Origin of the sequence: Massilia eburnea (genome assembly GCF_050709955.1) — a bacterium.
GTDB classification, from domain to species: Bacteria; Pseudomonadota; Gammaproteobacteria; order Burkholderiales; family Burkholderiaceae_D; genus Rugamonas; species Rugamonas eburnea_A.
This window is the reverse complement of the sequence record NZ_JBNZFX010000031.1, coordinates 80772-102512: the sequence shown is the minus strand read 5'-3', so window position 1 is coordinate 102512 and position 21741 is coordinate 80772. Positions and strand designations below refer to the sequence as shown.

General features: G+C 61.7%; 17 protein-coding genes. 4 read left to right on the top strand and 13 right to left on the bottom strand.

Going from position 1 to position 21741, the window contains the following annotated elements; genetic code table 11:
- The first annotated feature begins 2 nt into the window (after positions 1 to 2).
- A complete protein-coding gene (lysA, locus tag ACQ4MM_RS17525) occupies positions 3 to 1271 on the top strand; it encodes a diaminopimelate decarboxylase (protein ID WP_431478537.1) in 1269 nt (422 codons plus the stop codon).
- A gap of 88 nt (positions 1272 to 1359) precedes the next feature.
- Here the strand turns inward: lysA and ACQ4MM_RS17520 are convergent, their stop codons facing one another.
- The 5 genes from ACQ4MM_RS17520 to ACQ4MM_RS17500 all read right to left on the bottom strand — a co-directional run bounded on the left by ACQ4MM_RS17520 (position 1360) and on the right by ACQ4MM_RS17500 (position 7018).
- Positions 1360 to 2004, bottom strand: a complete 645-nt coding sequence (locus ACQ4MM_RS17520) for a sulfite oxidase heme-binding subunit YedZ (protein ID WP_431478536.1) — start codon at positions 2002 to 2004, stop codon at positions 1360 to 1362.
- Positions 2004 to 2918 (bottom strand): protein-methionine-sulfoxide reductase catalytic subunit MsrP, encoded by a 915-nt coding sequence (gene msrP / locus ACQ4MM_RS17515; RefSeq protein ID WP_431478535.1) that lies wholly within the window; start codon positions 2916 to 2918, stop codon positions 2004 to 2006. The genes ACQ4MM_RS17520 and msrP overlap by 1 nt, the downstream gene beginning before the upstream one ends.
- Before the next feature lie 61 nt (positions 2919 to 2979).
- The gene (gene ccsB / locus ACQ4MM_RS17510; protein ID WP_431478534.1) at positions 2980 to 4125 is read right to left on the bottom strand and encodes a c-type cytochrome biogenesis protein CcsB; all 1146 of its coding nucleotides are present in this window, start codon (positions 4123 to 4125) and stop codon (positions 2980 to 2982) included.
- Between the two features lie 28 nt (positions 4126 to 4153).
- Entirely contained in the window at positions 4154 to 6244 is a 2091-nt protein-coding gene (locus ACQ4MM_RS17505; RefSeq protein WP_431478533.1) for a cytochrome c biogenesis protein ResB, read from the bottom strand.
- A 108-nt stretch (positions 6245 to 6352) separates the two neighbouring features.
- Positions 6353 to 7018, bottom strand: coding sequence for a c-type cytochrome (locus tag ACQ4MM_RS17500; protein WP_431478532.1), 666 nt, complete (start codon positions 7016 to 7018; stop codon positions 6353 to 6355).
- A gap of 131 nt (positions 7019 to 7149) precedes the next feature.
- Between ACQ4MM_RS17500 and yihA the strand changes: the two genes are divergently transcribed.
- Together yihA and hemB are read left to right on the top strand one after the other, a co-directional pair.
- A complete protein-coding gene (yihA, locus tag ACQ4MM_RS17495; protein ID WP_431478531.1) occupies positions 7150 to 7851 on the top strand; it encodes a ribosome biogenesis GTP-binding protein YihA/YsxC in 702 nt (233 codons plus the stop codon).
- The gene (hemB, locus tag ACQ4MM_RS17490; RefSeq protein ID WP_431478530.1) at positions 7848 to 8846 is read left to right on the top strand and encodes a porphobilinogen synthase; all 999 of its coding nucleotides are present in this window, start codon (positions 7848 to 7850) and stop codon (positions 8844 to 8846) included. The genes yihA and hemB overlap by 4 nt, the downstream gene beginning before the upstream one ends.
- A 168-nt stretch (positions 8847 to 9014) precedes the next feature.
- Here the strand turns inward: hemB and ACQ4MM_RS17485 are convergent, their stop codons facing one another.
- The 7 genes from ACQ4MM_RS17485 to ACQ4MM_RS17455 all read right to left on the bottom strand — a co-directional run bounded on the left by ACQ4MM_RS17485 (position 9015) and on the right by ACQ4MM_RS17455 (position 19253).
- Positions 9015 to 10484 carry a sodium:solute symporter family protein gene (locus ACQ4MM_RS17485; RefSeq protein ID WP_431478529.1) on the bottom strand — a complete coding sequence of 490 codons (1470 nt, stop codon included), beginning with the start codon at positions 10482 to 10484 and terminating at the stop codon, positions 9015 to 9017.
- Positions 10485 to 10575: 91 nt separating this feature from the next.
- The gene (locus tag ACQ4MM_RS17480) at positions 10576 to 11475 is read right to left on the bottom strand and encodes a cell envelope integrity protein TolA (RefSeq protein WP_431478528.1); all 900 of its coding nucleotides are present in this window, start codon (positions 11473 to 11475) and stop codon (positions 10576 to 10578) included.
- A 94-nt stretch (positions 11476 to 11569) separates the two neighbouring features.
- Positions 11570 to 14707: an efflux RND transporter permease subunit gene (locus ACQ4MM_RS17475; protein ID WP_431478527.1), complete on the bottom strand. Its 3138-nt coding sequence runs from the start codon at positions 14705 to 14707 to the stop codon at positions 11570 to 11572.
- Complete coding sequence (locus tag ACQ4MM_RS17470) at positions 14704 to 15891, bottom strand: efflux RND transporter periplasmic adaptor subunit (RefSeq protein ID WP_431478526.1); 1188 nt, start codon at positions 15889 to 15891, stop codon at positions 14704 to 14706. The genes ACQ4MM_RS17475 and ACQ4MM_RS17470 overlap by 4 nt, the downstream gene beginning before the upstream one ends.
- Positions 15892 to 15902: 11 nt before the next feature.
- Positions 15903 to 17273, bottom strand: coding sequence for an ATP-binding protein (locus ACQ4MM_RS17465; RefSeq protein WP_431478525.1), 1371 nt, complete (start codon positions 17271 to 17273; stop codon positions 15903 to 15905).
- Entirely contained in the window at positions 17273 to 17995 is a 723-nt protein-coding gene (locus ACQ4MM_RS17460) for a response regulator (protein ID WP_431478524.1), read from the bottom strand. Before ACQ4MM_RS17460 ends, ACQ4MM_RS17465 begins: the two co-directional genes overlap by 1 nt.
- Before the next feature lie 100 nt (positions 17996 to 18095).
- The gene (locus tag ACQ4MM_RS17455) at positions 18096 to 19253 is read right to left on the bottom strand and encodes a hypothetical protein (RefSeq protein ID WP_431478523.1); all 1158 of its coding nucleotides are present in this window, start codon (positions 19251 to 19253) and stop codon (positions 18096 to 18098) included.
- Between the two features lie 114 nt (positions 19254 to 19367).
- On the opposite strand from ACQ4MM_RS17455, the gene ACQ4MM_RS17450 reads away from it, so the two are divergent.
- A complete protein-coding gene (locus ACQ4MM_RS17450) occupies positions 19368 to 19838 on the top strand; it encodes a Spy/CpxP family protein refolding chaperone (RefSeq protein ID WP_431478522.1) in 471 nt (156 codons plus the stop codon).
- 38 nt (positions 19839 to 19876) lie between these two features.
- Here ACQ4MM_RS17450 and dsbD read toward each other — a convergent pair whose 3' ends face one another.
- The gene (dsbD, locus tag ACQ4MM_RS17445; RefSeq protein ID WP_431478700.1) at positions 19877 to 21730 is read right to left on the bottom strand and encodes a protein-disulfide reductase DsbD; all 1854 of its coding nucleotides are present in this window, start codon (positions 21728 to 21730) and stop codon (positions 19877 to 19879) included.
- Positions 21731 to 21741 lie beyond the last annotated feature (11 nt).

Here is a 21741-nt window from a genome sequence, read left to right as displayed (position 1 = left end):
TTATGTCCCATTTCGAATACCAGAACGGCGTGCTGCACGCCGAAGGCGTCGCGCTCGATCGCATTGCAGAACAGTACGGCACCCCGGCCTACGTCTATTCCAAATCCCAGCTCAGCGAGAACTTCGACTCCTACGCCAACGCCTGCGCCGGCCGCGACGCGCTGGTGTGCTATGCGATGAAGGCCAATTCCAACCTTGCCATCCTTGACCTGCTGTCCCGCCGCGGCGCCGGCTTCGACATTGTGTCGGGCGGCGAACTGCTGCGCGTGATCGCCGCCGGCGGCGACCCGAAGAAAGTGATCTTCTCCGGTGTCGGCAAGAGCGTGGAAGAAATGCGCCTGGCGCTGGAACACGACATCCTTTGCTTCAACGTCGAATCGATCCCCGAACTGCACCGCCTGAACCAAGTGGCGGGCAGCATGGGCAAGAAAGCGCGCATCTCGCTGCGCGTGAACCCGAACGTGGACGCCAAGACCCACCCTTATATCGCCACCGGCCTGAAAGCCAACAAGTTCGGCGTGGCCTTCGACGACGCGCTGGAAACCTACCGCACCGCCGCCAAGCTGCCGCACCTGGACGTGTCGGGCATCGACTGCCACATCGGCTCGCAATTGCTGGACGACGCGCCGCTGCTGGAAGCGCTGGACAAGCTGATTGAACTGATCGACGCGCTGGGCGCCGAAGGCATCCACCTGCACCACCTGGACATCGGCGGCGGCCTGGGCATCGATTACGGCGACGGCGCACCGGTGCCGGTCGGCGACTACCTGGCCCGCCTGTTCAAGCGCATCGATGCGTGGCGCGCGGAAAAGCACGGCGGCGCACCGATCAAGGTGATCTTCGAACCGGGCCGCTCGATCGTCGGCAATGCCGGCGTGCTGCTGACCCGCGTGGAATTCATCAAGCACGGCGAAGAGAAGAACTTCTGCATCGTCGACGCGGCCATGAACGATATGGCACGCCCGGCGATGTACCAGGCGTGGATGGACATGCAGCCGGTGCTGCGCAACGGCGCCGCCGCCGCCATGTTCGACGTGGTCGGCCCGATCTGCGAGTCCGGCGACTGGCTGGCCCGCGACCGCGAGCTGGGCGTCGATGCCGGCGACCTGCTGGTGATGAAGACCGCCGGCGCCTACGGCATGACCATGGCCTCCAACTACAACACCCGCGGCCGCGCCGTGGAACTGATCGTCGACGGCGACAAAGTCCACGTCGTGCGCCAGCGCGAAAATCCAGCCGACCTGTTCGCGCTGGAATCTGTCATCCGCTAAAAACCGGTACAGCAGCCATGGGCAGGGTTGTGCGACGTTGACTTTCGGCGAAGATCAACAACGCACAACAACCCCGTTATCCGCAAGATCATCGGGGGTCCGACCCTTGGGTCAGACCCCGGGTTACCGGTTTTCCAGCGCGCGCCCACCAGGCGCGCATTCCAAGCAGAACAAGTACGATCAGCCCGAACAGAATCGGCTTGTTGAAGTCGTGCTTGCCTGCCCGCATCCACCAGAAATGCAGGATCCCCAGCGGCGCGATCACGTACACCAGTTTATGCAGCAGCTGCCAGCGCTTGCCGCCGAGGCGGCGCACCATGGCGTTGGTGCTGGTCACCGCCAGCGGCACCAGCAGCACGAACGCAGTAAAGCCGACGGTGATAAAAGGCCGCTTGACGACATCCTTCAACATCTCCTGCACGTCGAAGAAGTGATCGAACCACAGGAAAGTGGTGAAGTGCAGCAGTGCGTAGAAAAAGGCGTACAGGCCCATCATGCGGCGCAACTTGAGCAGCCAGTTCCAACCCGATAACCGGCGCAGCGGAGTGACCGCCAGCGTGATGCACAGGAAGTACAAGGTCCACGAACCGGTATTGCGCGTGATGTACTGCAGCGGCTCGACCAGCTGGTCGGTCGCGACCAGGTAGGCCAGCGCAAAGAACGGCACCAGCGCCAGCATGAAGGCGATGGATTTGATCGCCGTCAGCTGGCGCGCAGTTGGGGTAAAGGCCATCAGTAGAACTTCTTCAGGTCCATGCCGGTGTACAGCGATGCCACTTCCGGGTAGCCGTTGAACATCAGCGTCTTGCGCTTCTTGGTGAAGAAGCCGTCCTCGCCGATGCGGCGCTCGGACGCCTGCGACCAGCGCGGGTGGTCGACGTCCGGATTCACGTTCGAATAGAAGCCGTATTCGCTGGGCGCCGACTTGTTCCAGGATGTGCGGGGCATGTCGCGCACGAAGCGGATCTTGACGATCGACTTGGCGGATTTAAAGCCGTACTTCCACGGCACCACCATGCGCACCGGCGCGCCGTTCTGGTTCGGCAGCACGTCGCCATACATGCCCAGTGTGAGCAGCGCCAGAGGATGGTTGGCTTCGTCGATGCGCAAGCCTTCCACGTATGGCCAATCGAGCACGCGGCTGCGCACGCCAGGCATCTGGTTGTGGTCGGCCAGGGTGATGAATTCGACGAACTTGGCATTGCCGGTCGGTTCGACCTTCTTGATCAATTCGGAGAACGAGTAGCCTACCCACGGGACCACCATCGACCAGCCTTCCACGCAACGCAGGCGATAGATGCGCTCCTCCAGCGGTGCCAACTTGAGCAGGCTGTCGATGTCCAACGTCATCGGCTTTTTGACTTCGCCTTCGATCTGCACCGCCCAGGGACGCGTGCGCAGCGTGTGCGCATTCTCGGCCGGATCGGATTTGTCGGTGCCGAATTCGTAGAAGTTGTTGTAGCTGGTGGCGTCCTTGCGCGAGGTCTGCTTCTCCATCACGGCGTAAGCAGGATTCAGCTTGGACGGCAGGTTGGCCGCCTGTACCAGTTCGGGGCCGAGGATGGCGCCAGCAGCAGCCAGCTTGATGAACTTGCGGCGCGCTTCAAAAACTTCGCGCGGCGTGATTTCGGAAGGGAGGATCAGCATGGTCGGCTCCAACTGGTGCAAGGTAATAGCTAAACCTTACACCAGTTTGCTGAAGCCGATATTAAAGCTTGCCGTAGGAATGCAGGCCGGAGAGGAACATGTTCACGCCCAGGAAGGCGAAGGTGGTGACCAGCAGGCCGACCAGGGCCCACCATGCCGCCGGGCGGCCGCGCAGGCCCGACATCAAGCGCATATGTAGCCAGGCCGCGTAATTCAGCCAGACGATCAGGGCCCAGGTTTCTTTCGGGTCCCACGACCAGTAGCCGCCCCAGGCTTCCGCCGCCCACAGGGCGCCAAGGATGGTGGCAATGGTGAAGAAGGCGAAGCCGATCGAGATTGCCTTGTACATCACGTCATCCAGCACTTCCAGCGCCGGCAGGCGGTCCGCCAGCAGGCCATGCGACTTGAGCAGGTAGGCCGAGGCCACCATTGCTGCCAGCGCGAACGTGCCGTAGCCGATGAAGTTGGCCGGCACGTGGATCTTCATCCACCAGCTTTGCAGCGCCGGCACCAGCGGCTGGATCTCCGATGCGCCGCGCGCCACGGTGTACCACAGCAGGAAGCCGACCGCGGCCGAAATCACCAGCAGCACGAAGGGCCCCAGGGTGCGGGTCTTGTAGTGCGCTTCGTAGTACAGGTAGAACATCGCAGTGATCAGCGAGAACAGGATGAATACTTCATACAGGTTCGAGATCGGGATGTGGCCGACGTCGGTGCCGATCAGGTAAGACTCGTACCAGCGCACCAGCATGCCGGTTACGCCCAACACGATGCCGGCCCAGCACAGCCGCGAGCCGATCGCGCCGCCGAAGTCGGAACGCGCCACCAGCCCGCCCCAGTAGAACAGGGTGGACAGGACGAACATGGTGCTCATCCACAGGATGGCCGACTGGCTCGACAGCATGTACTTGAGGAAGAAACGCTGGTCCGCAGCCGCCAGGTCGCCGCCGTACAGGCTGACCGCCCACAGCGCCAGCGCAAACGACAGCGGCATCAGCCAGCGCAAGGGCTTCCAGTACCAGCCCAGGGCGGCAAACGCGGGCGCCGAGGCCAGCAGGATGCCCTTCTCGTAGATGTCCATATAGGCGCCGAAGCGGTTGAAGGCGTACAGCGCCCCCACGCCCAGGGCCAGTGCGAACAGCCAGTCGAGCGCGTTCAGGCGCTTGAAATAGCCGGGTTGCTGGGTATAAGTTTGTATTGCTTCCATTTGCGATTCTCCAAAACTTGGCAACAGCTTACGCCGATTGCGGAAGTTTTTCCTTGAGTTCCTTAAATTCCTTTTCGAAGTCCAGCGTCTTGCGCTGGGTGCTCATGGCCATCAGGGCCTCGGCACCGCCTTCGCCATCCTTGATCCAGACCCAGACGCGGCGCTCGCGGATGTAGAACATCGCGAACACGCCCAGCACCAGCAGCACGCAGCCGAGGTACACAATCGTTTTACCCGGCGAGCGGGTGACCTGGAATACCGAAGCCTTGATCTGGGTGAAATCATCGAGCTGCAGGTAAACCGGGGCGCCATAGAAGAAGCTGTCCGACAGTGCGTTGGTGGCCAGTTGCAGGAAGCGGCCGTGGCTTACATCCAGCGCCGCAGCCGGCTTGCCATCCTGGGCGCGGGCGGCTTGCCACAACTCCCACATCGAGCCATTCAGGATCTTCAGGAAGATCTCGGCGGCCTTGGTCTGCTCGGCCTGCGGCACCTTCTCCAGGAAGCGGCTGATGGCGAAGAAGCCGGCGCCGTTGCTGTCGCCGGCGAAGATTTCCAGGCCTTTCAGCGCCGAGGCTTCCAGCTGCCCACGCAGGACATCGCCAGCCTTCGTTTGCGGCATGGCGTGCGCCGCATAGTTCGCGGCGGCTTTCTGGCGCAGGGCAGGATCCTGCAGGGCGGCACGCAGGCGCATCCACTCGCGCACGCTGTGCTCGTCGTCGGCAGGAATGCGCAGGTAGCTGAACGGGTCGGACGGGTTGGCGCGCACCCCGGCCAGGTACACGGTATCGCCTTCGATGGTGACCGGCTGCATGTAGTTCTGGTATTCGCGCGCCTGGCCGGTCTTGTCGCGCAGCTTGTACTGCACCGAGGGGCCGACGTTCTTCAGGTCCTTGTTATGGGCGGTCTTGGCGGCCGAGCCCAGTTGCTTGTCCAGGCTGCGCGAGAACGATTCATTCAAGCTCTCGCCCTTGGTGACGGCGCGCGCGTCCTGGCCGCTGATGTTTTCCACGTTGAAGGGGCGGAAGTCGCTCCACTCCACGGTGTACTCGTCGTTCAGCTTGGTGGTGCCGTTGACTTCGCCGTCCAGGCCGAAGGTGGTGGTGGCGGTGCCCTTCATCGGGTGGCCAAGCAGCTTCAGCTTGCTGCCGCCGTCTTCGAAGGACGACTGGTAGATCGCCACGCCTTCAAAGATCAGCGGCTTGTTGACCTCGACCACGGCATCGACCGTCTTGCCGCTTGCGTTGGAGCGCACGGTCACATGGCTGGCGAACAGCTTCGGCATGCCGGTGCTGTAGAAGTCGATATCGAATTTCTTGAGCTGGATGGTGAATGGCAGTTCCTGGATCAGTACGCCATCCGGGCGCGACAGGATGGCGGTATTGCCGGCCGAGCCTTCCGGCAGTGCGATATTGCCGCGGTAAGTCGGGTTGTGCACGCCAAGACGGTGCTGGGCCGGGATGTCGGCGATCAGGCCGGTGCCGCCGAAGGCGGTCTTGCCCAGCAGCCATTGCTGGAAGCGGATCGGCAGGTCGGAGTCGAGCATGCCGCCGACCAGGATAATGACGATGGCGCTATGGGCGAAGATATAGCCGAACTTGTTGCCCGCGCCGCGCTTGGCCGACACCAGGGTGGCGCCGTCTTTTTCAATGATCTTGGCGCCGTAGCCTGCATGGCCCAGGCGCTGGGCAGTCTGGCCTGCCAGCTGCTCGCGCGACAGCGGCGACTGCCAATGCGCCTTGTGGTGGAAATTGTTGAGCGAAGCCTCGCGCACTTTCTCGCGCCAGCTTTGCATATCCTTCAGCATCTTGGGCGTATTGTGCACGATGCACAGCGAGGTCGACACGACCAGCAAGCCGCACATGGAAACGAACCACCACGAAGAATAAATCGCGTACAGCCCCAGTTTATTGAACACTTCGAACCAGAACGGGCCGAACTGGTTGATGTAGTTCGGCATCGGCTGGCTTTGCTGCACGATGGTGCCGATGATCGCGGCGAAGATGATCACCACGAACAGCGCGATTGCGAAACGCATCGAGGACAGCAGCTCGACCGTCTCAGCCAGTGGGCCGCGCCGGTTGCGCAGCTGGATTCCGGAAGTGCTTGGGGTGTCGCTCATTGCTGCTCAGGAAAAAAAGTCAGGAGGATATGCAAAAAAAGGGCAGCCTGCTTGCGCGGCCGCCCTTTTCATGTCCAGAACCGCCCTGCATCGGGCGGCGCATTGCAATTACTTCAAGCCGGCCATGTAGTCGGCAACCGCTTCGATTTCCTTGTCGGACATGCGGTAAGCGATGGTTTGCATTTCAGCGCTGGACTTGCGGGTGCCGGCCTTGAAGGCTTTCAGGGTGGCCGCGGTGTAGTCCTGGTGCTGGCCGCCTACGCGCGGGTACATGGCGGGCATGCCGCCGCCGGCTGGGCCGTGGCAGGAAGCACAGGCTGGCACGCGGTTTTCAGCGATCCCGCCGCGGTAGATCTTCTTGCCCAGTTCGATGGTGTCCTTGTTCTTGGCGGCGCCAGTCTTGCTTGGCTCGGTAGCCAGGTAGGCAGCCACGTTTTTCTTCTCTTCTTCGGTCAGCGCCTTGGCGAAGGCGGTCATCACGGTGCCTGGACGGGCATCGCCGCTGAAGGCCACCAGTTGCTTGTAAACGTAGGCTTCGCCCTGGCCACCCAGTTTCGGGTTGATGGTGATGGTCGATGCACCCTTGGCGCCATGGCAGGATACGCAGGCCGGGATGCCGCGTGCGTTGTCACCTTCAGCATACAGGGTAGCGCCTTTAGCTGGATCAACCTTGGCTGCTGCCGGGGCATGCGCTTCATTAGCGGAGGCCACGCCGGAAACGGCCAGCATTGCGACGAACAAGGATTTTACAAATGGCGAAAACGCACGATTCATTCAGACACCTTGGGACAGAAGTAAATAATGAGTAGTATAGGAATTGGCGCAATATAGCATGGCAACAATTCGTAACCCCTTATTGTACAATAGCTTTCCTGCACTTTTGCCCTCTTTTTGTTGCTTTCCCCATGTCCAAACTCTGGCAAGCCCGTTTTTTCACTACCGTTAACCATCTGCGCGACCTGCCGCGCACGACGGTGCCAGAGATCGCCTTTGCGGGCCGCTCCAATGCTGGCAAATCCACCGCGATCAATATCCTGTGCAACCAGAAAGGCTTGGCTTTCGCCTCCAAGACCCCTGGCCGCACCCAGCACATCAATTTCTTCTCGATCGGCGGCGCCCACGTCGCGATGCACCGCCACGACCCGCTCAACATGGATGAGCTGCAATGCCTGGTCGCGGACTTGCCGGGCTACGGCTACGCGGAAGTGTCGGGCGATGCCAAGAACCACTGGCAGCGCCTGCTGGGCGACTATGTCCAGCGGCGCGAGCAGCTGGCCGCCCTGATCCTGATGATGGACGCGCGCCGCCCGTTTACCGACCTGGACCAGCAGATGATCGAATGGTTTGCCCCGACCGGCAAACCGATCCACTGCATCCTGACCAAGGCCGACAAGCTCAACCGCAATGAATCCATCAATGTGCTGCGCCAGGCGCAAGCCAAGCTTGACAGCTACGTCGATGAAGACGGCGAAGGTTTCCCCTTCACCGTGCAACTGTTTTCCGCGCTGAAGCGCATCGGCATCGAGGAAGCGACGGCCAAGATCGAAGAGCTGGCCGGCCTCGCCGACGGCGACCAAGCGCCCATTCCTGATGAAAGCGAAGAATGATCACTCCTGATTTTCCGGCTATCCGCATGCGCCGCATGCGCCGCGACCCGTTCTCGCGCGCCCTGATGCGCGAGAACACCGTCACCGTGGACGACCTGATCTACCCGGTCTTCGTGGTGGAAGGCGCCAACCGCCGCGAAGCGGTGAGCACCATGCCGGGCGTGGACCGCATCTCGATCGACAACCTGCTGAAGGTGGCCGAAGAATGCGTGAAGCTGGGCATCCCGGTGCTGTCGCTGTTCCCGAATATCGACCCGTCGCTGAAAACCAATGACGGCGTGGAAGCCACCAACCCGGAAGGCCTGATTCCGCGCGCAGTGCGCGAGCTGAAGAAAAACTTCCCTGAGCTGGGCATCATGACCGACGTGGCGCTGGACCCGTACACCAGCCACGGCCAGGACGGCACCGTCGATGAGAAAGGCTCGATCCTGAACGACGAGACCACCGCGATGCTGGTGCGCCAGGCGCTGACCCAGGCCGAAGCCGGCGTCGACATCGTCGGCCCGTCCGACATGATGGACGGCCGCATCGGCGTGATGCGCAAGGCGCTGGAAGACAAGGGCCTGATCCACACGCGCATCATGGCTTACTCGGCGAAATACGCGTCCGCCTTCTACGGCCCGTTCCGCGATGCGGTCGGCTCGGCGGCGGCGCTAGGCAAGGCCGACAAGTTCACCTACCAGATGGACCCGGCCAACACCGACGAAGCGCTGCGCGAAGTGGCGCTGGATATCGCCGAAGGCGCCGACATGGTGATGGTCAAGCCAGGCATGCCTTACCTGGACATCGTGCGCCGCGTGAAAGATGAGTTCAAGGTGCCGACCTATGCCTACCAGGTATCGGGCGAATACGCCATGCTGAAGGCCGCCGCGCTGAACGGCTGGCTCGATCACGACAAGGTGATGATGGAATCGATGATGGCCTTCAAGCGCGCCGGCGCCGACGGCGTCCTGACCTACTTCGCGCTCGATATTGCGCGCAAGCTCAAGGGTTAAAACCGGTAAACCTGGGTCTGACCCAAGGGTCAGACCCTGTCTGCATAACGGCCGCGGGGTTGGTTATGCGATTTTGACTTTCGACGAAGATCAAATTCGCACAACCAACCCCGCGGCCGTTGTACCGTTGGGGGTCAGACCCTTGGGTCTGACCTCGGTTTACCGGTTTCAAGCATTCAAGCCCTTAACGTGCTGCACGCCCTCCTGGCGGTTCTGCAGGATTTGCGGTGCCAGCGAGCCAACGATCATGCCGACAAAGGCCATCAACAGGCCGGCCAGCTGGCCCGGGAACTTCGCAGCCAATTCTTCGCCGCCAATCTCCTTGAAGAACACCAGCCAGGTCGCAATACCGAACACCAGCGACAGGATAGCGCCCTGCGTGGTGGCGCGCTTCCAATACAGGCCCATGACCAGCGGCACGAATGCAGCCACCAGCGGGACCTGGTAAGCGCTCGACACCAGCTCGTAGATCGAGGTACCGTTCATCCTTACGGCATACAGCAATACCAAGCCCGCAAACACCACAATGGTGGCGCGCATGGCGAACAGCTGCTGCTTGTCGTTCATGCCGGGGCGCAGGTTCTTCAGGATGTTCTCCACAAAACTGGTCGATGGCGCCAGCAGCGTCGCGGACGAAGTCGACTTGATTGCCGACAGCAGCGCACCGAAGAACAGGATCTGCATCACCAGCGGCATCTTGGTCAATACGAAGGTTGGCAGCAGGCGCTGGGTGTCGTTCTTGGCCAATTCCAGGCCGTGTTCGCCCATCACAATGATGGCGCAGCAGACGATGAACATCGGCACCGCGGCGAACAGGATGTAGCTGGCGCCACCGATAATCGCGCCGGCGCGCGCAGTCGGCGCGTTCTTGGCCGACATCACGCGCTGGAAGACGTCTTGCTGCGGAATCGAGCCCAACATCATGGTCACGGCCGAACCGACGAAAAAGGCGATGTCGGTGAACTGCGGCGGCGGCAGGAAGTTGCCGAGGTCCTTGCCGGCTACCATATCGACCACCTTGCCCGCACCGCCCGCCAGGTCGGCCGAGAAGAAGGCAATCACGGACAGGCCAACCACCAGCACGATCATCTGGATGAAGTCGGTCCAGGCCACCGCCAGGAAACCGCCGATCACAACGTAGATCAGCACCGCCAGGGTGCCGACGATCATGCCCGTGGTTTCCGACATGGCGCCATTGGTCAGCACCGTGAACACCAGGCCCAGGGCGGTGATCTGCGCCGCCACCCAGCCCAGATAGGAAACGATGATGGCCACCGAGCAGAACACCTCGATGCCCTTGCCGAAGCGCTGGCGGTAAAAGTCGCCGATGGTCAGCAGGTTGAGCTTGTACAGGCGGGCGGCGAAGAACATGCCGACCAGGATCAGGCAGGTACCGGCGCCGAACGGGTCTTCCACGACTGCGTTCAAGCCCCCCTGCACGAACTTGGCAGGAATGCCCATCACGGTTTCCGCGCCAAACCAGGTTGCGAAGGTTGTCGTAACAACCATAATCAGGGGCAGGCTGCGGCCGGCCACCGCGAAGTCGGTCGTATTCTTGATGCGGGTACCGGCCCACATGCCGAGGCCGAGCGTGCCCAGCAGGTACAGCACAACAAAGGAAATCAGGGTGATGTTCATCGCAGCGGAAACTCCGGCTCCAATCGGCAAATTTCGCGATTATATCTGCAAGAACCCTGCCGGTTTCAAGAATTTTTGCGGCGTTGTTGCCTTATCGCACTTTGCCATAATTCGGCCAGAATTCGAGCAACAGGAAGGCTTGCAGCTCTTTTTCGTCTTCCTTGCGCGCACTCATTGGAACGTTGCGGCCAAGGCGGTGCGATTCCCACACGAAGTCGCCCGGCTTCTCCTTGCGGATCATCTCGACCATCTTCTTGACGATTGCCGTTTCGATATCCTTTTCCGCGCCCTGGTCGACGTGGACCTGCTGCTGCCATTGGCGCTTGAAGTTGCTGCTGAAGCCGCGGAACTTGATATCGGCGCCATTGAAGGTCTGGTTGACGATCTGGAACACGCCGCCGGTATCGTTGCGCTCGCCATTCGCATTGCGCCCCTGGGCGCCCATGATATTGGCCAGGGCGCGCGCCTTGCCGGTGGCGCCGGCATCTTCTTCCTGGGCCGACTGCTGCGAATCGCCGTTACGCGCACGGCGGCGCTGCTCGATCAGGGCTGCCATGTCGGGCACGGTATCCGGTACCGGGGTCAGCTTGGCCTGCTCGGGCGGCACGATCTTCTCCTGCGGCTTGATGACCTCGGTGATCGCGTTCTTGTTCGGCGGCAGGTAGGCGCGCGAGGAGCGCGGGGTTTCCTTGGATGGCTTGGCCTTCGGCTGCGCTTTGGGCTTGGGTTGCGGCGCCGGTTTGCCTGGGGTGATGTAGACCATCTCGCCCGCCTTGGGCGGTGGGGTCAGCTCGATCTTGTCCTTCGGCTTGATGAAATAGATCAGCACCATCAGCAAGTGCAGGCCGATGGTGAAGGCGATCCCCCAGCGGTTCGGCTTGCCTGAGCCATATTCAAGCACCTTGTCCTGCGGCCAGGGCTGGCCGCAGGTCGGGCAATGCTGCCCGTCGTGGGCCGCAAGTTCGGCGTGGGAATGGGTGTACTGGTGCAAGATATTGGCTTTTTACTGAAGATGCTGGGGAGGAAGCTTACCGACTTTCGCCCTTGACGAATGTTACAGGTTGTAAGCGCCGCCCCGCATATTATCAGTGTTTGGCCGCTTTGAAGGCCCTGAGCTCGACCGGCTGCACCGCTTCCGTTGCAGAACCGTCATCGAGGTCCCTATCCTTCATTGGGCCGCTGCCGGAGTACTTATCCAGGAACAGGTAAATCACCGGGGTAATGTACAAGGTAATCACCTGCGAGAACAGCAGGCCGCCAATCACGGCCAGGCCCAGCGGCTGGCGCAGTTCGGCGCCGGCACCCAGGCCAAGTGCGATCGGCAAGGCGCCCATCAGGGCCGCCAGCGTGGTCATCATGATCGGACGGAAACGCAGGATGCAGGCCTCGCGGATCGCATCCATTGGCGCCTTGCACTGCTCCCGCTGCGCCACCAGGGCGAAGTCGATCATCATGATCGCGTTCTTCTTCACGATACCGATCAGCATCAGGATGCCGATGATGGCGATCATGGTCAGGTCCATCTTGAAGATCCACAAGGTCAGCAGCGCCCCCACGGCAGCCGATGGCAGGCCAGCCAGGATGGTCAGCGGGTGGATATAGCTCTCGTACAGCACGCCCAGCAGCACATAGATCACACCCAGCGCCGCCACGATAAGGATCAGCTGGCTGCTTTGCGAATCCTGGAACACCGCCGCGTCGCCGCCATAGCTGGTGATGATCGAGGCAGGCAGGCCCATCTGCAGGCCCATCTTTTCGATCTTGGCCGTGGCGTTGCCGAGCGGGACGTCCGGCGCCAGGTTGAAGGAAATCGTGATTGCCTGCAGCTGGCCCTGGTGGTTGACCGAAGTCGGGCCCACGGTGCGCTCGACGCTGGCGAAGCTCGACAGCTGCACCAATTGGCCGCTGCTGTTACGCACCGACAGCTTGGTCAGCGAATCGTCGAACTGGCGGTCTTCGGTGGCAGCTTCCAGGATCACGAAATAGCTGGCTGCGGAGGAATAAATGGTCGACACCTGGCGCTCGCCGAATGCCAGGTAAAGCGCGGTGCGCACGTCGGCCAGCTTGACGCCCAGCATATTGGCCTTGTCGCGGTCGATCTTCAACTGCGCCTGCAAGCCCTTGTTCTGCGAATCGCTGGTGACGTCGCGAAAATCGGTATCGGCGCGCATCTGGTCCAGGAACTTGCCGGCCCAGTCATTCAGCGCATCCGGGCTGACCGACTGCAGCGTGTACTGGTAGCGGCTCTTCGATGGACGCCCGCCCAGCTGCAGGTTCTGCACCGGGCTCAGGTAGACCTGGATGCCGGCGATCTTTTTGGTTTCCTTGCGCAGGCTGTCCAGCACCTCAGACATCTTCTTGCGCTCCGAGCGCGGCTTCAGCACCAGGAACATGCGGCCGGTATTGCCGCCACCGGTGAACGAGGTCACGTCCTTGATGTTGGGATTGGCCTGGATCGTCGCGGCTACCTTTTCCTGCAATTCCAGCATGGCGGAGGTGGAAATATCTTCCGAGGCCTCGGTATTGACGCGGATCTGGCCCAGGTCTTCTTCCGGGAAGAAGCCTTTCGGGATCGCGATGTACAGCCAGGCCGTCAGCGCGAAAGTACCGAGCGCGATGCCGAGCACCACGAAGCGGTGGTGCAAGGCCAGGTCCAGCGTGCGTGCATAACCGTCGCGCGTGGCGTGGAAGGCGCGCTCGAAGTAGCGGCCGATGAAGGTATCGTCGCCCGAAGTCTCATGCGAATCGGCCGGCATGAAGCGAGAGGCCAGCATCGGCACCAGGGTCAGCGACACGATCGCAGATACCAGCACCGACAGGCCCACCACCACCGCGAATTCGTGGAACATCAGGCCCATCACACCCGGCATGAAGAAGATCGGGATGAACACCGCCACCAGCGAAATCGAAATCGACACGATGGTGAAGCCCATCTCCCTCGAGCCGATGAGCGCTGCTTGCAAAGGCTTCTTGCCCAGCTCGATATGGCGCACGATATTTTCCAGTACCACGATCGCATCGTCGACCACCAGGCCCACCGCCAACGTGATCCCAAGCAGGGACACATTGTCCAGGCTGTAGCCCAGCGCATACAGCAGCGCCAGCGCGCCGAGCAGCGAGATCGGCATCGTGACAGCCGGGATGAAGGTGGCGGCCAGGCGGCGCAGGAACAGGAAGATCACCAGCACCACCAGCACCACGGTCAGCGCCAGGGTCAGGTTGACGTCGTGGATTGCTTCGCGGATCGACACCGAGCGGTCGTTGACCAGGTTGATCGAGACCGATTCCGGCAACTGGGCGCGGAAGCGCGGCAGCAGCTTGCGTACCGCATCGACCACCTGCACGGTGTTGGCATCGGGCTGGCGTTGCACCAGCAGCACGATGGCGCGCTCGCCGTTATAGCTGCCGGCGGCCTTGATCGACTGGTAGCTGTCTTCCACCGTCGCCACTTCCTTCAGGCGCACCGGCTGGCCATTGCGGGTGGCGATGATCAGGTCGGCGAAATCGGCGGCGTGCATCAGTTGCGCGTTGCCCTGGATGGTCAGCGTCTGGCTCGGGCCATCGATGGTGCCCAGCGGCGTGTTGGCGTTGGCCGCCTTGATGGCAGCCTGCAGCTCGTCGAGCGTCAGGTTGCGCGAGTTCATCAGGTCCGGCTTGGCGCGCACGCGCACCGCGAATCGCTTCTGGCCATTGACCGAGACCTGGGCCACGCCCGGCAGGGTGGACAGGTTGGGCGCCACCAGGTTTTCCGCGTAATCGTTCAACTCGGACAAACTCAGCGAGGGCGAGGTCATGGTGGCGAACAGCACCGGCGCATCGGCCGGGTTGACCTTGCGGTAGGACGGCAAGTCCGTCATTTCCTGCGGCAGCGAACGCTGGGCGCGCAGCAATGCGGCCTGCACGTCGACCGCCGCTTCATTGACGTTGATCGACGGGTCGAATTCCAGCGTCAGCGAGGTGTTGCCCAGCGTGCTGGTCGAAGTGATCATCGACAGGCCGCCGATGGTGGAGAATTGTTTTTCCAGCGGCAGCGCGACCGACGAGGCCATGGTTTCCGGCGAAGCGCCCGGCAAGTCGGCGCTGACGTTGATGACCGGGGTGTTGTAGCTCGGCAGCGCGGCGACGGGGATGTGGGCATAGGCCAGCACGCCCGCCAGGATCAGGCTCAGCGAGAGCAGCACCACCATCACGGGGCGCCGGATACTCAGCTCGGAAAGGTTCATTCGGACTTGCCTTTCTTGTGGCCCTTGCCGTTCTGTGCCACTGCGGGTTCGGCGATGCGGACTTTGCCGCCCGGCCGCAGGTTCTGCTTGCCTTCCACAATGATCTGCTCATCGCCATTCAGGCCGGTGACCGCGGCCAATGCGCCGAAGCCGTGGATACGCTGGACGTTGACTACCTTGGCCGTCTGGTCGGGCGCAACGGCGTACACAAAGGTCCCCTTGGTATTGGTAATAATAGCGTTCTGCGGCACCACCAGCGCGTCTTTCAACGTGGCGACCGTCAGCTTGGTATTGACGTACTGGCCCGGCCACAGGCGCGTGTCGGCATTGTCGAACACGGCCTTGACGCGGATCACGCCGGCCACCGGGTCGACCGTGTTGTCGACAAAGCTGAGCTGGCCTTTGATCGGCTTGTCCGAGTTGTTTTGAAACGCTTGCACCGCCACCTTGCCGGCGCGCTGCGCATCGAGCAGGGCCGCCAGGCTCGATTCCGGCACGGTGAAGGCGACATTGATCGGATTGAGCTGGGTCACCGTGGTCAACGACGTGCTGAGCTGCACCAGGCTGCCCGGGTAGACGTTGATGGCGCCGACGCGGCCGGTCAACGGCGAACGGATTTGCGTGAAGCTCTGGTCGACCTTGCTGGCGCGGGCCACGGCGATATCGGCCTCCAGTGCGGCGCGGCTCGAGTCCACCTGGCTCTTCAGGGTGTCGACCGCGCTTTGCGCCAGGAAGTTCTGGGTGCGCAATTCCTGTGCGCGTTTGTACTGGCGCTCCAGGTCGGCCAGGGTGGCACGGTCTTTGGCCACTTGCGCGTCGGCCTTCTCGACGTTGGCAGCCTCGGTGCGGGCGTCGAGCGAGAACATCAGCTCGCCCTGCTTCACGAACTGGCCTTCCTTGACGTGCACCTTGACGATGGTGCTGGTGGTTTGCGGATGCAGGTCGACCGTCGAGATCGGGCTCACGGTGCCATTCGCCGACAGCGCTACCGGCACGTCCTGGCGCAGCGGCGCCACCACGTTGACCGTGGTCGGCCCTTGCTCGCCCTTGCCCTTGCCGCGAGCGCCGCCACTGCCGGGCGCTTGCGCAGTGCCCTGCTCTGCCGGGCCCTTGTTCGCAAACCAGGCGCCGCCGCCGATTGCCACGGCCAGGGCCACCACTACTGCCAACGTTTTCTTCTTCATGAGAGGTCTAACTATTTTCCTGCGTAAAATTCCGGGAACACGAGGGTGGCTTCCAGGCCGCCGCTCGCGTGATTGGCCAGGCTCAGGCTGGCGCCATGCTGTTCAGCGATATTGCGCGCGATCGTCAGGCCGAGGCCGGTACCGCCGGAGGAGCGGTTGCGCGAGGTTTCAAGACGGTAGAACGGTTCGAACACCTGCACCAGCTGGCTGGCCGGGATGCCCGGTCCCTCGTCGCGGATGCGCACGCGCGATGCGCCGGCTTCGCGCTCGACCGTCACGTGCGCGCGCTGGCCGTACTTGACGGCGTTGTCGATCAGGTTGACCAGGCAGCGGCGGATGTCGAGCGGCCGGCCCATCAGGTCCATCGCGGCGCGGCCTTTCAAGTCCACTTCCTGGCCCGCATCGGTGGCATCGGCGCACACGCTGTCCAGCAGTGCGTCGAGGTCGACGCGCTGCATCACTTCGGTGGTATCCATGCTGCGCGCCAGGTCCAGGCCTTCCTTGACCATCTGCTGCATGGCCGACAGGTCTTCCAGCAGTTTGCCCTGCAGCTCCGGGTCTTTCACCTTCTCCAGGCGCAGGCGCATGCGGGTCAGCGGGGTCTGCAGGTCGTGCGTAATGGCCGCCAGCATTTCAGTGCGCTGGGCGATGTGCTGGCGGATGCGCGCCTGCATGGCGTTGAAGGCGGCCGAGGCGGTACGGATTTCCGTCGCGCCGCTTAGCGTGATCGGCGCGTGGTTGATGTCGTTACCCAGGTTCTGCGCCGCATCGGCCAGTTTATTCAACGGACCCATTGTCATGCGGGCCACCAGGTAGGCCAGCACGGCAATGCTGAGCAGGAATGGAACAAAAGCGGCATATTCATTGGTGCCGGTCGGCGCCGGCTGGCGCGGCGGCAGGATGGACAATTTCAGGTGCTGGCCGTCGGGCATGGTGACCGCCAGCGATTCGCAGGTGCCGCGCCAGGTCCCGGTGCCGGCGCCGAACACGGAGAAGGCCGTGTAGGCAGGCGTTGGGCGTTCGCAGGCGCCCGGGCGGTCCAGCAGCGAGTGCAGGCCGTATTCCTTGCCGAGGCGGTTGGCCAGGGTGGCGCCAAATTCACTCATTTCCGGACTGATGCCGCTCAGGTCGTTCAATACCTCGAGCTTGATGGCGCCCATGCTGGCCACGCGCAGGTATTGGTTGCGCGACTCAGGCAGCACCACTACGGCGGTCGAAATGATCTGTTCGGCACGCTCGAGGGCAAAGAAATCGCGGTAGCGCTGCAGGGTGCGCTGGCGTTCGTTGACGGCGAGGTATTGGGTCAGCGCGGCAGAGGCAAGGATGCCCAGCATCAGGACCAGGAAGACCCGGCCCGTCATGCCCCTGAAGAACGCTTTCATCAGTCAGGCTCCACAGCCACCGTACCTGCCAGCACATAGCCGCCATTGCGTACCGTCTTGATGATCTGCGGCAGGCGGGCATCTTCGCCCAGCTTCTGGCGCAGGCGGCTGATCTGGATGTCGATCGAACGGTCGAATGGATCGGCGTCGCGGCCCTGGGTCAGGTTCAGCAGCTGGTCGCGGTTCAGCACGCGGTTCGGGTGCTCGAGGAAGACTTTGAGCAGGCGGAATTCGGCGCCGGACAGCATGATGACCGTGCCCTGCGGGTTGACCAGGTGGCGCGCGGTCAAGTCCAGCACCCAGTGCGAGAAGCGGATGCGGCTGGCTTTTTCGACACCGCTGGCGGCGCTGCTGGTGCTACGGCGCAGCACGCTGCGGATGCGGGCCAGCAGTTCGCGCGGCTCGAACGGTTTGGGCAGGTAATCGTCGGCGCCCATTTCCAGGCCGAGGATGCGGTCCAGCGGCTCGCTGCGGGCGGTCAGCATGATGACCGGCAGGGTCGAATGCGCGCGCAGCTTGCGGCACAGGGTCAGGCCGTCTTCGCCGGGCAGGTTCAGGTCCAGCACGATCAGGTCAGGCTTGGTGTTGTCGAGCAGCTTCCACATGGCCGCACCGTCGCCGGCGCCATGCGTGCGGTAACCGTTGGTTTCCAGATAATCCTGCAGCAGGGTGCGGATATCGCGGTCGTCGTCGACGATGAGGATGGTGGCGGCATTTTCCATGCCTACAATTATCCCTTGATACGACTTGCCAGGGGAATGAGTTTGTATCGCCATGTGTATACCCCTCCCGGGTACACATTGCGTTACAAACTCGGGCGGCTTAAGTCCCTTGCTGGATCATGCTCCAAGTGCCATCTGATGGATTCGAGGGATTCAATGCGCCGCTGATTATTTTGATATTGTCGAGTTTTCCCGTAAATGACTGAATAGCAGACCCGTTGCTCAAATTGAGCACCAGCGATCCGTCAGCGGACACCTTGCCAGTGACAGTGAATCTGATTCCCGACTTGAAATAGCTGCAGCCTTCGGTGTTCCCGTCCGCGTCAAACAAGAACGTGCACATTCCCGTTACATCCTGATTGAGCGCAATGCCCTCGAAGGCCGTACCCCAGTATCCTACGAATCGTGTGACGGTTTCCGTCTTGCGCGCAAACTTTTGGTTTGAATATCCCATTAATTCGTCGGTTTTTACATCGGACGACGTACGGCCATCCAGTTTCGACAGCGAGCTTGTCTCGTCGATGCATTTGACCTCAACCCGCAGCTCGCTCTCCCACCAGCAAGTACGCTTTCGGATGTCCTTTCGCGCATGCGTTTCCATAGTCCCGTTACGGGTCACCTTGAAGGCATTGAAGGTACCTGCAGGCACTGTTACTGGCTCCTGCGCAGCGACGCTATCTTCAAACGCAATAGTTGTCGGCAGACCCGCGCCGTACCCAACGCAATCCGCACTGGTCACTCCCGAATATTTCCAGTTCGTGCCGGCAGAGATCGAGTACAAGGCAACCAAATGGTAAAGCGGATTCGGAGTGGAACGGCAACCTTGGCTGGTAAAGCCAAGCAATTGGCCTGCGCTGTCGATATCAAAAAAAGCTGACGTCTGTTGATAAGAGTTAGGGGCCTTGATGACCGGCCTGTGAAACAGATACTGGACTGAGATGGCCCCATTTGAAGCAACGTTGCTGACTATGCGGGTGGAATAGTCAACGAAGCCACGGGAGCCTGTATCCAGATTCTTTGTCGTGTGCCGGTACGAATAAGTGTCGCCAATTGTGGCGGTAGCCGCCGCTTCAACATTGGGGGCGGGCGGCAGTTGCGCCGAGCTCGTTCCATTGCTGGAATCTCCGCCGCCACCGCAGGCCGTCAGTATTGCGGCCGCTAACGCTATCCCGATACAACACTTTTGCATGATTTTCTTTGCCGTAAAATTAAGTAAAATGTTGACAGCATTACCATGTGACAATTGATAGCGCAACATCTGGATACAAACTCTTTGCTCTGGGACACTTCGCGGAAACAGGAAAACGGGAAGATACTTCCATGTGCAGTGCGAGTGCACATTTTCATAAATCGATTTCTGAAGGGATTAATCATGAAAACCTTGCATAAAGCATTCGTCATCGGCGCAGCGGTTATTGGCTTTGGCGCGGCGTCCTTGCCGGCCATCGCGGAAGAGGCTCCTCAGCATCACTATGCGGCCACCAAATTCGATCCGGTCAAAATGCAGGAACGTATGGATGCGCATGCCAAGCGCATGCACGATACGCTGAAGATCACGCCAGCACAGGAAGGTGCATGGCAGGCTTATTTGACGGCACTGAAGTCGAATATGCCGCAGCGCGGCCAGTTCGATCGCGCCGCATTCAAGAACATGCCGGCGCCGGAGCGCATGGAGAAGCGGATCGAAATGGCGAAGGCCCATTTGGCCCGCATGGAAAGCAACCTGGCGGCGACGAAGACTTTCTACGCTACGCTGACGCCGGAACAGCAAAAGCTGTTTGACGAGAAGGCAGGCCGTTTCGGCCACCATCGCCATGGCCGCATGATGGGCCACCACGGCTGATAAAAAAGGGCGCCTCGCGGCGCCCTTTTTCTACGGATTCAGCTTTTGCAGCGAGCGCAGAATTTCTCGGTATTCTGGAATCCAATGACCCGCGAATCGGCAATTTCCTGGCCGGCGGCATTAAACATGATAATGCCCGGTGGGCCGAACAAGGTGAATCTTTGCAGCATGGCCTTATCGGCTTCGTCGTTCTCCGTGACATCGGCCTGCAGCAAAATGGTATTGGCCAGTTCTTGCTGGACTGCCGGGTCGATAAAGGTCAGCTTTTCCATCTCCTTGCATGACACGCACCAGTCGGCATAAAAGTCCAGGATCACCGTTTTGCCGCCGGTTTGGGCCAGCACCTGATCCAGGTCGGCCACTGTCTTGATGCGGGTGAATTGCAGGTGGCGGTCGGCGCGGCCGGCCAGCCTTTCGATCGGGTGCAACGGATCGGCACTGCCGGTGGCCAGCCCGGCAATCTGAATCAGGCCAAATGCCGCAAAGAAGACAGCGATCACTTTCGGCAGCCACAGGCCGCGTTCATGAGTCAGCAGGAAGAAGGCATAGCCCACGCCCAGGATAGCCCAGCCAATCATCTGTACTTTGCCCGGCAAAACGGGGGATACCAGCCACAGCGCCATCGCCAGCATCAGCACGCCGAAGAAGCGCTTCACGGCCTGCATCCAGATGCCGGCGCGCGGCACCAGGGCGCCAGCCGAAATGCCGACCAGCAGCAGCGGGATGCTCATGCCCACCGCCATCGAGAACAGCGCGCTGCCGCCGACCACGACATCGCGGGTCTGGCTGATGTACACCAGCGCACCGGCCAACGGCGCCGCGACGCACGGGCCCACGATCAGGGCCGAGATGGCGCCCATGGCAAACACGCCGGCCAGCTTGCCACTGGACTGGCGGTTCGATGCGCCAGCCAGGCGCGATTGCATCGATGCCGGCACTTGCAGGTCGTACACGCCGAACATGGACAGCGCCATCACGGCCATGCCCAAGCCGAAGAAGCCCAGCACCCAAGGGTTCTGCAGGGCAGCCGACAAGCCCTGGCCAATCAGTCCGGCCGCTACGCCCAGCGCGGTGTAGACGATCGCCATGCCGAGCGAATAGCTGACCGAGAGAATGAAGCCGCGTGAGCGGTTGCCGGACGAACCGTCGCCCACGATGATCGAGGACAGGATCGGGACCATCGGCAGCACGCAGGGCGTGAAGGACAGCCCCAGGCCCAGCAGGATGAACAACGGGGCGATCACCAGCAGGCTGCCGCCTTTCAGGGCCGCTTCGATCCTGCCCATTTCACTGTCGCCGGTAGCGGCTGTTGCCGAAGGGGCGACTGCGGCAACAGCTGCCGCAGGCGTATCGATGCCGGTCGGCGCCGCTGCGCCCGCCACGCTTTGCTGGCCGGCTGCGGCGTCCTGCCTGGCGCCGATGCCGAATATGCCGCCGCTGCTCGATGCGCTGCCGCCCACCACCATCAGGCGCGCCGACGAATCCATTGGCGAATAGCACAGGCCCTTCTCCGAGCAGCCCTGGCTGGTGGCTGTCAAGGTGAACGGGCCCGGTGCCTGCACCGGGATCACGATCGTCACCTGGTGACGGTAGGTTTCCACGTTCTTGGCAAAGGTCTCATCGTATTTGACCTTGCCCGGCGGGATTTGCGGTTCGCCCAAGGTGGCGCCGTCGGCCACGAACTTGAAGCGCTCGCGGTACATGTAATAGCCGTCCGCGATTTCGTACGTCACGGCGATGGCCTTGCCCTCCACCACCTTGGCGGAAAACTTGAATGCGACCTTGGGATCGAGGAATTCGTCATCGGCCCGCGCCGCGCCGGCAAACAGGAGAACAAAGAGCGGGAGCGCGGCGAACAGCCACGCCTTGAAAAGGGACGCTTGTCGGTGCATGGTCTTGAGCG

Coding starts and splice junctions, on each gene's coding strand:
- lysA (WP_431478537.1), top strand. CDS start 3: ATGTCCCATTTCGAATACCAGAACGGCGTGCTGCACGCCGAAGGCGTC.
- ACQ4MM_RS17520 (WP_431478536.1), bottom strand. CDS start 2,004: ATGGCCTTTACCCCAACTGCGCGCCAGCTGACGGCGATCAAATCCATC.
- msrP (WP_431478535.1), bottom strand. CDS start 2,918: ATGCTGATCCTCCCTTCCGAAATCACGCCGCGCGAAGTTTTTGAAGCG.
- ccsB (WP_431478534.1), bottom strand. CDS start 4,125: ATGGAAGCAATACAAACTTATACCCAGCAACCCGGCTATTTCAAGCGC.
- ACQ4MM_RS17505 (WP_431478533.1), bottom strand. CDS start 6,244: ATGAGCGACACCCCAAGCACTTCCGGAATCCAGCTGCGCAACCGGCGC.
- ACQ4MM_RS17500 (WP_431478532.1), bottom strand. CDS start 7,018: ATGAATCGTGCGTTTTCGCCATTTGTAAAATCCTTGTTCGTCGCAATG.
- yihA (WP_431478531.1), top strand. CDS start 7,150: ATGTCCAAACTCTGGCAAGCCCGTTTTTTCACTACCGTTAACCATCTG.
- hemB (WP_431478530.1), top strand. CDS start 7,848: ATGATCACTCCTGATTTTCCGGCTATCCGCATGCGCCGCATGCGCCGC.
- ACQ4MM_RS17485 (WP_431478529.1), bottom strand. CDS start 10,484: ATGAACATCACCCTGATTTCCTTTGTTGTGCTGTACCTGCTGGGCACG.
- ACQ4MM_RS17475 (WP_431478527.1), bottom strand. CDS start 14,707: ATGAACCTTTCCGAGCTGAGTATCCGGCGCCCCGTGATGGTGGTGCTG.
- ACQ4MM_RS17470 (WP_431478526.1), bottom strand. CDS start 15,891: ATGAAGAAGAAAACGTTGGCAGTAGTGGTGGCCCTGGCCGTGGCAATC.
- ACQ4MM_RS17465 (WP_431478525.1), bottom strand. CDS start 17,273: ATGAAAGCGTTCTTCAGGGGCATGACGGGCCGGGTCTTCCTGGTCCTG.
- ACQ4MM_RS17460 (WP_431478524.1), bottom strand. CDS start 17,995: ATGGAAAATGCCGCCACCATCCTCATCGTCGACGACGACCGCGATATC.
- ACQ4MM_RS17455 (WP_431478523.1), bottom strand. CDS start 19,253: ATGTTGCGCTATCAATTGTCACATGGTAATGCTGTCAACATTTTACTT.
- ACQ4MM_RS17450 (WP_431478522.1), top strand. CDS start 19,368: ATGAAAACCTTGCATAAAGCATTCGTCATCGGCGCAGCGGTTATTGGC.
- dsbD (WP_431478700.1), bottom strand. CDS start 21,730: ATGCACCGACAAGCGTCCCTTTTCAAGGCGTGGCTGTTCGCCGCGCTC.